This is a genomic window from Micromonospora sp. NPDC003241, from assembly GCF_053589795.1.
This window is the reverse complement of sequence record NZ_JBSFSO010000004.1, coordinates 140,406-153,515: the sequence shown is the minus strand read 5'-3', so window position 1 is coordinate 153,515 and position 13,110 is coordinate 140,406. Positions and strand designations below refer to the sequence as shown.

Below are 13,110 nucleotides of genomic sequence, written 5' to 3'. Positions count from 1 at the left end.
CGCTGCCCCGTCACCGGCTGCTAGCCTCGGCGACAGGTCAAGAGCGCCAGCGTCAAGCCCCGGCTCGCTGGCCGGCAACCCTCGTCCGCGCAGGGGTGCCCCGGGTGAGGACCAGGCATCGGAGCGACCTCCGGTGCAAGCGTGGCCTGGTGTCCCAGGTCATCACGACCTCGAGGAGAACCATGGCGTACCCCGATCGACCTGTGGCCTGCCTGGGCCTGACCCGGCGCCGGCACGTCGACATGATGCGGGTGTGCAGCGCCGCGTGTAGCTGACCGCGTCGCCACCCGGCCGCCGACCCACCCGGTCGGACGACCACCTCGTTCCCTTTCCCACCCTTCGCGGTCCGTCCCACGGCGGACCGTCGGCGTGGCACGCGTGTGCCCGCCGCCGCTCGATCAGGAGACACCTGTGCGCTTCCTTCCTGCCCTGACCCGGGCCGCCGCCGTCGGCGTCACCGCCGTGCTCGCCGCCACCGCCCTCACCGCCTGCGGCTCGGACGGCGACCCCGCCGACAACCCGTACAACCTGCTCCAGCCGGGGGTGCTGCGGGCCGGCACGCTCACCGACGCGCCGCCGAACGTCTATCTCAAGGACGGCCAGTTCACCGGGTTCGACAACGACCTGCTGGTCGCCGCCGCCGACAAGCTCGGGCTGCGGGTGGAGTTCGTCGGCACCGACTTCTCCGGGCTGCTGGCCCAGGTCAACAACCGCAAGTTCGACGTCGGCAGCTCCTCGATCACGATCACCGAGGCGCGGAAGAAGACGGTCGACTTCGGCAACGGCTACGACTTCGGCTACTTCGGGCTCGACGTGCCCGCCGGTTCGACGCTGGCGAGCTTCGACGAGTTGTCCGGCAAGCGGGTGGTGGTCGTGCAGGGCACCGTCCAGGACGACTACGCCACCGGGCGCGGCCTCGACCCGGTGCGGGTGCCGGACTACAACGGCGCGATCAACCAGCTCAAGGCCGGCACCGCGGACGCCTGGATCGCCCCGGCCGAGATCGGTGAGAAGACCGCCGCCGACAGCGGCGGCAGGATCAAGGTCGCGGCGAAGGAGCTCAGCCCGGCACCTACCGCGTACGCCGTGGCAAAGGGCAACGACCTGCTGCGCGAGGCGCTGAACCGGGCGCTGGACGAGGTGATCGCCGACGGCACCTGGACCCGCCTGCAGGAGCAGTACTACCCGGGTCGGCCGATCCCGGCCGACTTCACCCCGGGCAGCGGCGACGTGTCGGCGCCGGCCGCCTCCTGAGGTAGGACGACGAGCGAGTAGGGCGGAGGTCGACCGTGGATCCGTTGCGCACCCTGTGGGAGACGTTCTTCGACTGGGAGTCGATGCGCGAGGCGCTGCCCGAGATGATCACCGTCGGGTTGCCGAACACGCTGATCCTGGCGGTCACCGCCGCCCTGCTCGGCTCGGCCATGGGCATCGTGCTGGCCGTCGCGGGCATCTCGCGTACCCGCTGGTTGCGGTGGCCGGCCCGGGTCTACACCGACGTGTTCCGTGGCCTGCCGGCGGCGGCGACGATCCTGCTGATCGGGGTCGGTCTGGCGCCGTTGGGCATGCAGGTGTGGGGACCGAACCCGTACCCGCTGGGGATCCTGGCGCTGTCGCTGATCGCGGCGGCGTACATCGGGGAGATCTTCCGCTCCGGCATCCAGTCGGTGGAGGCGACCCAGGTGGAGGCCGCACGCGCGCTGGGTTTCTCCTGGTGGGAGTCGATGCGGGTGGTGGTGATCCCGCAGGGTGTCCGGCGGGTCCTGCCGGCCTGGGTGAACCAGCTCATCGCGCTGATCAAGGACTCCAGCCTGGTCTACTTCCTCGGTCTGCTGGCCAGCCAGCGGGAGCTGTTCCGGATCGGGCAGGACTACGCGGCCAACACCGGCAACCAGTCGGCGTTGCTGCTGGCCGGGCTCTTCTATCTGACCCTGACCGTGCCGCTGACGCACGTCGTCAACTGGATCGACCGGCGGCTGCGGCACGGCCGCCCGGCGACCGGACCGGCCGGTGACGACCCCGACGACCTCGACCTGGCGCTGCCCGGCGCCGCCGGAGGCAACCAACGATGAGCACCTCGGTCAGCCTGAGCCTGCGCGACGTACACCTGGCCTTCGGCCGTCACCAGGTGCTGCGCGGGGTGGACCTGGACGTCGCACGCGGCGCGACCGCCTGTGTGATCGGCCCGTCCGGATCCGGCAAGTCGACGCTGCTGCGGACCGTCAACCGGCTGCTCGAACCGGACAAGGGTGACGTGCTGCTGGACGGTCGCAGCGTGCTGCGCGACGACCCGGACGCCCTGCGGCAGCGGGTCGGCATGGTGTTCCAGCAGTTCAACCTGTTCCCGCACATGAGCGTGCTGCGCAACATCACCGTCGCGTTGCGGCGCATCCGCAAGCTCGGCGAGGACGAGGCGGTGGCGGTGGCGCGTACCCACCTGGACCGGGTGGGGCTGGCGGCGAAGGCCGACTCCCGGCCGGCGCACCTGTCCGGCGGGCAGCAGCAGCGGGTGGCCATCGCCCGGGCGCTGGCCATGCAGCCGCAGGTGATGCTCTTCGACGAGGCCACCTCGGCGCTGGACCCGGAGCTGGTCAAGGGCGTGCTGACGTTGATGGCGGACCTCTCGTCGCAGGGCATGACCATGGTGGTGGTGACCCACGAGATGGGCTTCGCGCGCGAGGTCGCCGACACCGTCGCGTTCATGGACGCCGGTGTGGTGCTGGAGGCGGGCGAGCCGGCCTCCATCTTCGAGTCGGCCGAGCATCCGCGTCTGCGCCGGTTCCTGTCGCAGGTGTTGTAGCGCGGGGTTTCGGTGTAGCGCGGGTTTCGGCGTAGCGCGGGGTCGGATGTAAGGAGGGGACCCCTGCTATGCACGAGGCGTTAGCAGGGGTCCCCTCCTTTCACTCAGGTCGGGGTGTCGCGCCGCCGGAACGCGCCCAGTCCGACGGCCAGCAGCACGGCTGCCACGGCGGTGAGCACCACCAGGGGCAGCACCGTGAGGTCGGCGGCGGGCACCGAGGGCACGTGGGTGAAGGGCGACAGGTTCAGCGCCGCCTGCGGCAACTCCAGCACCGCGCCCAACTGCCCGAGCAGCAGGAAGGCGATCAGCACCGTCCAGCTCAGCGCCACCGACCAGCGCGGCACCGCGCCGAACAGGGCGGTCACCACCCCGACGAGCACCAGTAGGGCGGGCAACCGCAGCAGCGCCGCCCCGCCCAGCTCGACCGTCCAGCCGATCGGGTCACCGGCCGCCAGGCCGTACCCGAGGCCGGTGGTGAGCCCGGCCAGCAGCACCAGCCACACCGCGCCGAGCACCGCGCCGCACACCTGCGTACCGAGCCACCGGGTCCGGCTCACCGCCGTCGCCAGCAACGCCTCCAGGATGCCGTCGGACTCGTCGTTGCGGGTCCGCAGCAGGGCCTGCACGACGTACGCGCCGATGGTCAGCGCGTACAGGCCGAGGATCGCGGCCAGGTACGCGTCGACCAGTTCCGCCCCACCGCCGAGCTGGGCGATCGCCTCGGCCGCCGCCGGGTTCTCGGCGATCATCGCGTCCACCTCGTGACCGGCCACCCCCATGGAGAGGCCGAGCACCACCACCGCCACCGTCCAACCGGCCAGTGCGCCCCGCTGCAACCGCCAGGTCAGGCCGACCGGCCCGAGCAGCCCCGAGCCCGCTCGGGCCGGTCCACGCCGCGCGGCCAGCAGCCCGGCGCCGAGGTCACGGCGTTCGGCCAGCAGGTACGCCAGCGCGACCCCGGCCACCAGCAGGACCAGCGGCAGTGCGAGGACCCACCATCGTTCGGTGCCGAAGGCGCGTACCTGCGTGCCCCAGCCGAGCGGCGAGAGCCAGGTCGGCCAGGCGCTGTCCAGTCGGGTGCCGTCGCCGCCACGCTCGCCGAGCACGTCACCGGCGGCGCGCAGCAGGAACGCGACGCCCACAGTGGCGGCGGCGAGCGCGTTCGCGCTCCGCGAGCTGACCGAGACCTGCGCGGTGACGGCCGCGACGCCGGTGAAGGCGACACCGACCCCGCCGATCGCCGAGGCGGCGGCCACCGAGCCGACGACCGGGAGTCCGGCGCCGACGAAGGCCAGGACGAGCAGCGCGGCGGAGGCCAGGTTCGCGCCGACCACCACCAGCAGGGCGGCGGTCAGCAGGGCGTACCGGCCGACGACGTTGGCGCCGAGCAGTTCGGCGCGCCCGGTCTCCTCGTTCTGCCGGGTGTGCCGGACCACCGCGAAGGTGCTCAGCAGCGCGGCGAGCAGGGTGAGGGTGAGGTACGTCTCGGCGACCACCACCGCACCGAGGTCGGCGCTCGCGATCGGACCGTTGAAGGCGCGGGCGACCACACTGGACAGCGCGGTCTCGGCGTACCCGAGGCGGGTCTGCTCGTCCGGATAGAGGCCGGCGACGCTCTCGGCCAGGCCGTAGCCGATCAGCGGGGTGCCGAGGATCCAGACGGCCAGGCGGGTCCGGTCCCGACGCAGCGCGAGGCGGGCGAGTCGCCCGGTGCCGGTGAAGGCGCTCATCGGGCACCTCCGGCGGTGGTCTGCCGCTCGTTGTCGACCCCCGGCCGCTCGACGCCGGCGCTGTCGCCGTAGTGCCGCAGGAACAGCTCCTCCAGGGTGGGCGGCGTGCTGGTCAGGGCGCGGACCTCGAAGCGGACCAGGTGACCGAGGAGACTGTCCAGGTGCGCCGGCTCCACCTCCAGCTTGACCCGGCCGTCGACCGGCCGGACCTCGTGTACGCCGGGCAGCTCCGCCAGCCCGGTCAGCGGCCGTGCGGTCTCGACGGTCACCGTGGTACGCGCCAGGTGGCGCAGCTCGGCGAGGCTGCCGGACTCCACGGTGCGCCCGTCCCGGATGATGCTGACCCGGTCGCAGAGCGCCTCCACCTCGGCGAGCACGTGGCTGGAGAGCAGCACGCTCGCACCGGCCTGGGTGAGGGTGCGGACCTCCTCCTGGAACACCGCCTCCATCAGCGGGTCCAGACCGGACGTGGGTTCGTCCAGGACGTACAGCTCCACGCCGGAGGCGAAGGCGGCGACGATGGCGACCTTCTGCCGGTTGCCCTTGGAATAGGTGCGGCACTTCTTCGTCGGGTCCAGCTCGAAGCGTCGCAGCAGCTCGTCGCGGCGGCGCTCGTCGAGACCGCCGCGCAACGCGCCGAAGAGGTCGATCGCCTCGCCGCCGGTGAGGTTGGGCCAGAGGTTGACGTCACCGGGTACGTACGCCAACCGCCGGTGCAGCGCGACCGCGTCCCGCCACGGGTCGCCGTCGAGGACGCGTACCTGCCCGGAGTCGCGGCGCAACAGGCCGAGCACGATCCGGATGGTGGTGGACTTGCCCGCGCCGTTGGGTCCCAGGAAGCCGTGCACCTCCCCCGGTTCCACCGTCAGGTCGAGCCCGTCGAGGGCACGTACTCCGCCGAAGGTCTTGACGAGGTTCTCGATCGAGATCACGGACATGGGTGCCTCCTGTCGCTCGGTGTGCCGACCACCCCACTGTACTGACCGACGGTAAGTGGTTTCGCGCAGGTCCCCGTCCGGCGGTCAGGAGGGGCTAGGCTGAACGCCATGACCTGGGAGGAAGTCGACGACACGCGCAGCCGGATCCTGCGTACGGCCCTGCAGATGTTCACCGAGCAGGGCTACCAACGCACCTCGCTACGCCAGATCGCCGAGCGCCTGCGACTGACCAAGGCGGCGATCCTCTATCACTTCCCCAGCAAGGCACACCTGCTCAGCGATCTCGCCGCGCCGTTCGTGCGGGACCTGGAGGAGCTGCTCGACCGGGCCGAGGCGCTACCGGCGCCGCAGGCCCGGTGGGCGCTGCTGGAGGGCTGGGTGGACGTCATGCTGGGCCACCGGCACTCGCTGGGCATGCTCTATCACGACCTGGCGCTGGTCGGCCAGGGCACCGACTACCAGAGCCTGATGCAGATCGCCATGCGGGCCAACGAGATCGTGGCCGGGCCGAACCCGGGCGTGCGGGAACGTGTCCGGGCGGTGCAGGCGCTCGCGATGTGCGGCGACCCGGTGCTCTTCCTCGCCGAGGTGCCCGCAGAGGCGCTGCGCGAGGACATGCTCGACGGCGTCCGCCGCCTGCTCGCAGACCCCCCACCCGCCACGTCGCAGACCGCGTCGCCGAGCGCCCCGCCGACCGCCGCCGACCCCGCCGGAGCCACCCCCAACGCTGGAGCCACCCCCAACGCTGGAGCCACCCCCAACGCTGGAGCCACCCCCAACGCTGGAGCCACCCCCAACGCTGGAGCCACCGCCAGTGCCGGAGCCGCCACCAACGCCGGAGCCGCCACCAGCACGCCGGCCACCAACGCCCCGGCCACCGTCGACCCGCGTTCACGCGCCGGCCGACGGCGCCCGGGACGCCCGCGTTCGATGAGCCCGGACCAGGTGTCGGCAGCCCGCCGGATGCACCTGGCGGGCACCCACTCGGCCGACGAGATCGCCGCCGAGTTCGGGGTGTCCCGAGCCACCGTCTACCGCCATCTCGAATCCGACAACAATACTGAGACGGTTTCGAGCTAATTGCGAGACGTCGCAAAACCCAAACCCACCCCGCCGCTCCCCGCCCCGCGCCCCGCCACCGGCGCCCCGCTCCCCGCGCCCCGCCATCCGCGTTGATCAAGAAGTTTGGGCGCGATTCGCGCGCCCAGGGCGACCAAAACTTCTTGATCAACCGCGGCGGACGGGACCGGGCGGGGCGGGGGCCGGGCGGGGCGATGGGGGGTGGGTGGGAGGAGGGGGGTTAGCGGATCAGGTTGAGGTTGGGGTAGGTGCGGGTGTGGGCTGGGAAGTTCTCGTCGGTGTACGGGGCGTAGATCCAGGTGCGCAGCGAGTTCGCGGCGGTGTCGATCTCCACCAGTCGGACCGGGTTGGTCCGGGGCGAGTGGAACGTCTGCAGGAACGAGTGGATCCGGTTGCCGTGCAGCCCGGTGTCCACCCGCGACGCCGCGGTGCCGGTGTGTCCGGAGAAGACGAACCGGATGTTGGCGTACCGCCGGATCAGGTTGTCGAAGACGTACTGCGGGCTCGTCGACCCGAAGCCGGCGCTCTGGCCGATGGTGGCGTCGCTCTCCAGGAAGTGGTGGGTCACCACGATCACGTTGTGCCGGGGGTGCGCCGCGACGACCTGCTGCGCCCAGGCGACCGCCGCCCGTCGGGGCCACAGTTCCAGGGTCAACACCAGCCACTGCACCCCACCGGCGCGGTAGGTGGCGAAGACGTTGTCCACCTTGCCCGGTTCGAACCGCCCCCCGGCCACCCCGAAGCGGTCGACGGTGAAGTACCGGTTGAAGGTGGTGGTGTCGCGCAGCAACGGCCCGGCCGGGCTGCGCAGCGCGCCGTCGGGACCGAAGACCTGGGTGTCGTGGTTGCCCACCGCCAGCGTGTACGGCAGGCCGGCCGCCTCCAGCGGACGCAGGGCGGCACTGGCCCGGGCGTACTGCACGTGGTCGGGGGTGTCGTAGTTGACCACGTCCCCGGAGTGCGTGACGAAGCGCAGGTCCAGGGCGGCGCGCTGGGCCACCAGCCAGTCGATGCGCTGCCGCATCCGGGTGTCGCCCGCGGTCAGCACCTCCTCCTGGGTGTCCGGCACGACCGCGAAGCCGAACGTGGTGTCGACCGGCCCGGCCGCCTCCGTCCGGGCGTACGCCACGTGCACGTTGCGGTCGCAGGTGGCGGTGAAGCGGTCGTTGACCAACTCGATGCGGACCGAGTGCCGCCCGTCCGCCAGCGGCGCGCCGACGAGGTAGCTGCCGTAGTCGGTGGCGCTCGCGACGGTCACCTCGCCGACCGGCTGGCCGCCGACGCTCACCCGGACGACCGGCCAGCCGTCGCACTCGTCGCCGATCACGCCGATCACCAGTTGGCCGGAGCCCTGCAACACGGTGGTGGCGTTACTGCTGTTGCGCCACAGCGTGGCGTGGGTGCCCGACGCCGGCACGGGCGTGCCGGTCGCCGGGTTGATCGACCCGTTGACCACGGTGAACGGTGACGGCTCCGCCGCGTTCGCCGTGCCCGCGAGCACGCCGGCCGACAACACGACCACGATCGCCACGATGGCCCGCGTGATCCGCATGTTTGCCCCTCCCTGTCCCACACCGGCACCTGCCGGACATCGGGATGCTAAGGCAGACCGACCGGACATCCCGGGAACGCGACACCAACACGCAGTAATGGCGCGCAAACGAAACGTGACCGAAACGCCGACGGTCGCATCGCCGCCCCGGTCAGTCCACGTCGACCCAGTCGAGGGTGCGGCGTACCGCCTTCTGCCAGCCGGCATAGCCGGTCGCCCGTTCCTGCGGCGACCAGGTCGGCTGCCAGCGGCGGCTCTCGTTCCAGTTCGCCCGCAGCTCGTCGGTGTCCCGCCAGAAGCCGACCGCCAGACCGGCGGCGTACGCGGCACCGAGGGCGGTGGTCTCGGCGACCACCGGCCGGCTCACCGGCACCCCGAGGATGTCCGCCTGCAACTGCATGCACAGGTCGTTGACGGTCACGCCGCCGTCGACCTTCAGGCACTCCAGGGCCACGCCCGAGTCCTGGGCCATCGCCTCGGCGACGTCCCGACTCTGGTAGCAGATGGCCTCCAGGGTGGCCCGCGCGATGTGGGCGTCGGTGTTGTAGCGGGACAGCCCGACGATGGCCCCGCGCGCGTCGGACCGCCAGTACGGGGCGAACAATCCGGAGAAGGCGGGCACGAAGTACACCCCGCCGTTGTCGGAGACCTGGCGGGCCAGGTCCTCGCTCTGCGCCGCACTGTTGATGATCTTGAGTTGGTCGCGCAGCCACTGCACGGCCGAGCCGGTGACCGCGATCGACCCCTCCAGCGCATAGACCGGGTCCGCTCCGGCGAACTGGTAGCACACGGTGGTGAGCAGGCCCGCCTTCGACCGGACCAACTCCGTGCCGGTGTTGAGCAGCATGAAGTTGCCCGTGCCGTAGGTGTTCTTCGCCTCGCCGGGCGCGAAGCAGACCTGCCCGACGGTGGCCGCCTGCTGGTCCCCCAGGTCGCCGGTGATCCGGACCGGCCCCCCGAAGGGTCCGTCGGGCCGGGTGCTGCCGTAGGCGTCCGGGTCGGACGAGGGACGGATGGCCGGCAGCATGGACCGGGGGATGTCGAAGAACGACAGCAGCTCGTCGTCCCAGTCCAGCGTCTCCAGGTCCATCAGCATGGTCCGGCTGGCGTTGGTGACGTCGGTGACGTGCACCCCGCCGTCCGGGCCGCCGGTGAGGTGCCAGAGCAGCCAGGTGTCGGTGTTGCCGAAGACCGCCTCGCCGCGACCGGCGGCGGCCCGAACCCCGTCGACGTTCTCCAGGATCCACTGGATCTTGCCGGCGGAGAAGTAGGTCGCCGGGGGTAGGCCGGCCCGGCGGCGGATCACGTCGCCCCGGCCGTCGCGCTCCAGCGCCGCGGCGATCCGGTCGGTACGGGTGTCCTGCCAGACGATGGCGTTGTAGTACGGCTGACCGGTGCGCGGGTTCCACACCACCGTCGTCTCCCGCTGGTTGGTGACGCCCAGCGCCGCGAGATCGGAGGCGGCGATGCCGTGCGTGTTCAGGGCCGTACGCACGACGGTCCGGGTCCGCTCCCAGATCTCCAGCGGGTTGTGCTCCACCCACCCGGCGCGCGGCAGGATCTGCTGGTGTTCGAGCTGGTGACGACCGATCTCGCGGCCACCGTGGTCGAAGATCATGAAGCGGGTGCTGGTGGTGCCCTGGTCCACGGCGCCGACGAAGTCAGCCATGCGGGGGTCTCCTTCTCGTCGTGGTCGTCGGGCCGATCCTTCCCGATGTCCGCCCCGATGTCCGCAGCAGGACGACGCCGGGACGGGCCGCCGACGCCCGGTCGGTGCCTCCGACGAGCTGCCGCCCGGCGGTCGCGGTACGGTCTGGTTCCGTCCCGTCGCCCACCGCGCCACCACCACCGGCGGCGCCGACCGGGACAGGGAGCACGCCGATGCGGTACGACCTTCGCGACCGGACGATCCTGATCACCGGAGCGGCCCGGGGCATCGGCGCCGCGCTGGCCCGGGGCGCCGCAGCCCGAGGCGCCCGCGTCGCGCTGGTCGGCCTGGAGCCGGCGCTGCTGCGGCAGCTCGCCGCCGAGCTGGACGGGCACTGGTACGAGGCGGACGTGACCGACCAGTCCGCGCTGGACGACGCCGTCACCTCCACCGTCGAGCGGTACGGCGGCATCGACGTGGTGGTGGCCAACGCCGGCATCGCGAACCTGGGGACGGTCGCGCTCGGGCCGGTCGACGCGCTCGCGCGCACCATCGAGGTCAACCTCACCGGCGTGGTGCGTACCGTCAGCGCGGCCCTGCCGCAGGTGCTCGCCGCCCGGGGGCACGTGCTGATCGTCTCCTCGGCGGCGGCCTTCGGCGCGATGCCAGGGATGGCCGCGTACTGCGCGTCGAAGGCGGGTGCGGAGCAGTTCGGCAACGTCCTGCGCCTGGAGAACCGCCGGCACGGCCTCACCGTGGGCACCGCGCATCCGATCTGGATCGACACCGATCTGGTCCGTGACCTGCGCGACGACCTGGCCTCGTTCCGGCAGGCCCAACGCCGGCTGCCCTGGCCGCTGAACACCGTGGTCGGCGTGGAGCGGTGCGCCGAGGAGCTGCTGCGCGGCATCGAGCGTCGCCGCCGCAAGGTCTACATACCGCGTTCGATCGGCCTGGTCGGGGCGTTGCGGCCGATCGCGCAGAGCCGGCTGGCCGACGCGGTGATCAGCCGCTTCGGCGGTACGACCATGGTCGCGCAGATGGAGGACGAGGTACGTGTGCTCGGTCGCTCCTTCGGGCGTACCTCGGTGGAGGGGGGCGGCTCGTGACACTGCGTTTCCGGCGGGCCGGGACCGGGCAACCGCTGCTGCTCGTGCACGGCATCGGGCACCGGCACCAGGCGTGGGACCCGATCTTCGACCGGCTCGCCGCGCATCACGACGTGATCGCGATCGACCTGCCCGGCTTCGGCGAGTCCCCGGTGCCGCCGACCGGGATGCCCACCGACATGGCGGCCATCGTCGCGACGATCCGGCCGGTACTCGCCGAATGGGGGCTGGACCGGCCGCACGTCGCCGGGTACAGCCTCGGCGGGGCGATCGGCCTGGAACTGGCCGCCTCCGGACTGGCCGCCTCGGTCACCGCGCTCTCCCCCGCCGGGTTCTTCACCGACGCCGAACGCCGCCGGGCGCTGCGCGCCCTGAGCTGGATGCGGGTCACCAGCCACCTGCCCACACCGCTGATGCGGGCCGCGCTGCGGTCGCCGGGGCTGCGCGCGTGGTGCTTCGGCCCGCTGGTGGCCCGTCCGGCGGCGCTGGACGCCGAGCGGGCCCTGGCCGACGCCCTCGCCCTGCGCCGATGCGCCGGTTTCGGCACCGTCGCCCGCGCCGCCCGGGGCTACCGGGTCGACTGCGCCGCACTGGGCGCGTGCGCGACACCGGTCACCATCGGCTGGGGTGACCGAGATCGCATCTTCGGCGTCCACCAGGCCGAGCGGGCCCGCGCCGACCTGCCGGGTGCCCGTGTGCAGACCCTGTCCGGATGCGGGCACGTGCCGATGAGCGACGATCCCGAGGCGGTCGCGACGCTGATCCTGGAGACCACCGGCGCGCTGACCCGCCCGGCCGACCGCCCGGCCACAACCGGCTGACCGGACCCCGGCTCACCGCCGTCGGAACCCGTTCAGTGCCGGCGGAACAGGCAGAACTCGTTGCCCTCCGGGTCGCTGAGCACGGTCCAGCGCGGCAGGGTACGCCGCACGGTGGCCCCGGCGGCCACCACCGCCGCCAGTTCGTCGTCCTCGGCGGCCAGGTCCAGGTGGATCCGGCCGACCGGCGGCAGGTCCCCGGCGGGGGCGATCCAGATGTCCGGTCCGGTCCCGGCCGGGTCGCTCAGCAGCACCGACTCGGTGGGCCCGAGAGTACGTGCGGTGAGTTTGACCCGATCCTCGGGCGCCACCGGCAGACCGGTGACCCGACTCCAGAACGGGGCCATCAGGTACGGATCACGGCAATGGATGACGATCGCGGCGAGCTGTGGCATTCGATCATGCTAGCCAGCGCCCGAGCAGCGCCCGAACCGCGATGCTTGCTGTTCAGCAAGAGTCGCAGATGCTGGAGGACGACGTAATCTGCCTGCATGAGCAACCTCGCCCAACCGGACGCCGGTGGCACCGGCGGCCCGATGTCGGGGGTCGGCGAGGAGACCTGCCTGCTTTCCGAGTCGTTCACATCACAGACAGTGACACCGTTGCGGCACCTGCTCGCCGCACGGATAGCCGCCGCCGGTCTCACCGGCGATCTGGCCGAGGATCTCGTCCTGGCCGTGCACGAGCTGGTCACCAACGCCGTGCTGCACGGCGGCGGCCAGGGACGTCTGGACCTGATCCGCCGTGCCGACCTGCTCGTCTGCGAGGTCTCCGACCACGGGGACCAACCCGACGCCGACCTGACGGTGCACCTGCCACCCAGCACCACCGCCGGCGGACGCGGCCTCTGGCTGGCCCACCAGCTCACCGGAGCGCTGACCCTCACCCGCCGCCCCGACGGCATGACCGCCACCGTCTCCGCCAGCCTGATCGACCCGCCGGCCGCGCTGCCGGGACTGTCTCCCGGCGGTCCGCCCGCCGACCGGCGTGGCGGCGACGAGGGGCTGCCGCGCCGGTAGGCGCGGCAGCCGGCACCCCGCGTCAGCCGTTGTGCTTCTGCTGGCAGGGCACGCAGAACCGGGCGTGCGGCAGGATCTCGAGGCGTTCCCGAGGGATCGTGGTGCCGCACTTCTCGCAGTTGCCGTAGCTGCCGCCGGCGAGACGGCGCAGCGCACCGGTGATCTGCTCCAGGCTCTGCCGGGTGGCGGCGATCAGCGCGGCGTTGGTGTGCGCCTCCGACGGGTCGCCGGTGTCGGCCGTCAGCTCGGTCAGCCGGGCCGTCTGCGCCTCGAACTCGTGGGTCAACGTCGCCTGGAGTTCGGTGCGCCACTGCTGGTCGTACGTATTCGTGCTCATGCCGCCACTCCGCTCCGCTGCGTGCCGCCCTGAGACCTCACCGCACCGCACCTGATGATTCGCTCGCTCTGCTCGCTCA

The 13,110-nt window shown here is 72.2% G+C and carries 13 protein-coding genes and 1 riboswitch; of the genes, 7 read left to right on the top strand and 6 right to left on the bottom strand.

Annotated elements, in window-relative coordinates; translation table 11 throughout:
- The first annotated feature begins 35 nt into the window (after positions 1–35).
- Positions 36–148: riboswitch (SAM riboswitch) on the top strand.
- Between the two features lie 263 nt (positions 149–411).
- Genes ACWDVW_RS05480 through ACWDVW_RS05470 form a run of 3 tightly spaced genes read left to right on the top strand, consistent with a single transcriptional unit; the run spans position 412 to position 2,800 of the window.
- Positions 412–1,254: an ABC transporter substrate-binding protein gene (locus ACWDVW_RS05480; protein ID WP_449945181.1), complete on the top strand. Its 843-nt coding sequence runs from the start codon at positions 412–414 to the stop codon at positions 1,252–1,254.
- A gap of 35 nt (positions 1,255–1,289) precedes the next feature.
- Positions 1,290–2,072 carry an amino acid ABC transporter permease gene (locus ACWDVW_RS05475; RefSeq protein WP_449945179.1) on the top strand — a complete coding sequence of 261 codons (783 nt, stop codon included), beginning with the start codon at positions 1,290–1,292 and terminating at the stop codon, positions 2,070–2,072.
- Positions 2,069–2,800 (top strand): amino acid ABC transporter ATP-binding protein, encoded by a 732-nt coding sequence (locus ACWDVW_RS05470; protein WP_449945176.1) that lies wholly within the window; start codon positions 2,069–2,071, stop codon positions 2,798–2,800. The genes ACWDVW_RS05475 and ACWDVW_RS05470 overlap by 4 nt, the downstream gene beginning before the upstream one ends.
- Positions 2,801–2,904: 104 nt before the next feature.
- Here ACWDVW_RS05470 and ACWDVW_RS05465 read toward each other — a convergent pair whose 3' ends face one another.
- Both ACWDVW_RS05465 and ACWDVW_RS05460 read right to left on the bottom strand, forming a co-directional pair.
- Entirely contained in the window at positions 2,905–4,530 is a 1,626-nt protein-coding gene (locus ACWDVW_RS05465; protein WP_449945173.1) for an ABC transporter permease, read from the bottom strand.
- On the bottom strand, positions 4,527–5,468 hold the full coding sequence (locus tag ACWDVW_RS05460; protein WP_449945170.1) for an ABC transporter ATP-binding protein: 942 nt from the start codon (positions 5,466–5,468) through the stop codon (positions 4,527–4,529). The genes ACWDVW_RS05465 and ACWDVW_RS05460 overlap by 4 nt, the downstream gene beginning before the upstream one ends.
- A gap of 108 nt (positions 5,469–5,576) precedes the next feature.
- Here ACWDVW_RS05460 and ACWDVW_RS05455 point away from each other — a divergent pair, with 108 nt between their 5' ends.
- Positions 5,577–6,548, top strand: a complete 972-nt coding sequence (locus tag ACWDVW_RS05455; RefSeq protein ID WP_449945168.1) for a TetR family transcriptional regulator — start codon at positions 5,577–5,579, stop codon at positions 6,546–6,548.
- Positions 6,549–6,768: 220 nt separating this feature from the next.
- Here ACWDVW_RS05455 and ACWDVW_RS05450 read toward each other — a convergent pair whose 3' ends face one another.
- Both ACWDVW_RS05450 and glpK read right to left on the bottom strand, forming a co-directional pair.
- Positions 6,769–8,100, bottom strand: coding sequence for a carbohydrate-binding domain-containing protein (locus ACWDVW_RS05450; protein WP_449945166.1), 1,332 nt, complete (start codon positions 8,098–8,100; stop codon positions 6,769–6,771).
- Positions 8,101–8,251: 151 nt separating this feature from the next.
- Positions 8,252–9,769, bottom strand: coding sequence for a glycerol kinase GlpK (gene glpK, locus ACWDVW_RS05445; RefSeq protein WP_449945163.1), 1,518 nt, complete (start codon positions 9,767–9,769; stop codon positions 8,252–8,254).
- A gap of 212 nt (positions 9,770–9,981) precedes the next feature.
- Here glpK and ACWDVW_RS05440 point away from each other — a divergent pair, with 212 nt between their 5' ends.
- Positions 9,982–10,857: an SDR family oxidoreductase gene (locus tag ACWDVW_RS05440; protein WP_449945160.1), complete on the top strand. Its 876-nt coding sequence runs from the start codon at positions 9,982–9,984 to the stop codon at positions 10,855–10,857.
- Positions 10,854–11,678, top strand: coding sequence for an alpha/beta fold hydrolase (locus ACWDVW_RS05435; RefSeq protein WP_449945158.1), 825 nt, complete (start codon positions 10,854–10,856; stop codon positions 11,676–11,678). The genes ACWDVW_RS05440 and ACWDVW_RS05435 overlap by 4 nt, the downstream gene beginning before the upstream one ends.
- 32 nt (positions 11,679–11,710) lie before the next feature.
- Here ACWDVW_RS05435 and ACWDVW_RS05430 read toward each other — a convergent pair whose 3' ends face one another.
- Positions 11,711–12,070: a VOC family protein gene (locus tag ACWDVW_RS05430; RefSeq protein WP_449945155.1), complete on the bottom strand. Its 360-nt coding sequence runs from the start codon at positions 12,068–12,070 to the stop codon at positions 11,711–11,713.
- Between the two features lie 96 nt (positions 12,071–12,166).
- On the opposite strand from ACWDVW_RS05430, the gene ACWDVW_RS05425 reads away from it, so the two are divergent.
- Entirely contained in the window at positions 12,167–12,694 is a 528-nt protein-coding gene (locus tag ACWDVW_RS05425; RefSeq protein ID WP_449945152.1) for an ATP-binding protein, read from the top strand.
- Positions 12,695–12,716: 22 nt separating this feature from the next.
- Here ACWDVW_RS05425 and ACWDVW_RS05420 read toward each other — a convergent pair whose 3' ends face one another.
- Positions 12,717–13,031 carry a TraR/DksA family transcriptional regulator gene (locus ACWDVW_RS05420; protein ID WP_449945149.1) on the bottom strand — a complete coding sequence of 105 codons (315 nt, stop codon included), beginning with the start codon at positions 13,029–13,031 and terminating at the stop codon, positions 12,717–12,719.
- Between the last annotated feature and the right edge of the window lie 79 nt (positions 13,032–13,110).

Excerpts from the sequence above, each read along its gene's own strand:
- ACWDVW_RS05425 (WP_449945152.1), top strand. The coding sequence starts at position 12,167 with ATGAGCAACCTCGCCCAACCGGACGCCGGTGGCACCGGCGGCCCGATG.
- glpK (WP_449945163.1), bottom strand. The coding sequence starts at position 9,769 with ATGGCTGACTTCGTCGGCGCCGTGGACCAGGGCACCACCAGCACCCGC.
- ACWDVW_RS05455 (WP_449945168.1), top strand. The coding sequence starts at position 5,577 with ATGACCTGGGAGGAAGTCGACGACACGCGCAGCCGGATCCTGCGTACG.
- ACWDVW_RS05430 (WP_449945155.1), bottom strand. The coding sequence starts at position 12,070 with ATGCCACAGCTCGCCGCGATCGTCATCCATTGCCGTGATCCGTACCTG.
- ACWDVW_RS05450 (WP_449945166.1), bottom strand. The coding sequence starts at position 8,100 with ATGCGGATCACGCGGGCCATCGTGGCGATCGTGGTCGTGTTGTCGGCC.
- ACWDVW_RS05465 (WP_449945173.1), bottom strand. The coding sequence starts at position 4,530 with ATGAGCGCCTTCACCGGCACCGGGCGACTCGCCCGCCTCGCGCTGCGT.
- ACWDVW_RS05440 (WP_449945160.1), top strand. The coding sequence starts at position 9,982 with ATGCGGTACGACCTTCGCGACCGGACGATCCTGATCACCGGAGCGGCC.
- ACWDVW_RS05470 (WP_449945176.1), top strand. The coding sequence starts at position 2,069 with ATGAGCACCTCGGTCAGCCTGAGCCTGCGCGACGTACACCTGGCCTTC.
- ACWDVW_RS05460 (WP_449945170.1), bottom strand. The coding sequence starts at position 5,468 with ATGTCCGTGATCTCGATCGAGAACCTCGTCAAGACCTTCGGCGGAGTA.
- ACWDVW_RS05420 (WP_449945149.1), bottom strand. The coding sequence starts at position 13,031 with ATGAGCACGAATACGTACGACCAGCAGTGGCGCACCGAACTCCAGGCG.